At 42.7% G+C, this 262-nt stretch carries 1 rRNA gene; it reads left to right on the plus strand.

What is annotated here, in order from left to right:
- Positions 1-59, plus strand: a 16S ribosomal RNA gene (locus Q0976_RS24115); the annotation flags it as partial.
- Positions 60-262 lie beyond the last annotated feature (203 nt).

The raw sequence follows: 262 nt of genomic DNA on the forward strand, positions 1-262 counted from the left end.
CTGGGGTGAAGTCGTAACAAGGTAGCCCTAGGGGAACCTGGGGCTGGATCACCTCCTTACCTATACGACTAACTTAGTGTTTGTTGAGTGTTCACACAGATATGCTTGTTCTCCTTGACTCCATCTCTTAATAGAGGGCAGAGTGAAGGTGAGCGACTAAAATACATGGCCTTGTTGCTATGTATCGTTCTTTAACAATTTGGAAAGCTGATAGTGTTAATGTGAAAGGGACAGTGACTTACTTGTAAGTTGTTGTTTATAG

Source organism: uncultured Shewanella sp., assembly GCF_947501665.1.
Lineage (GTDB): Bacteria > Pseudomonadota > Gammaproteobacteria > Enterobacterales > Shewanellaceae > Shewanella.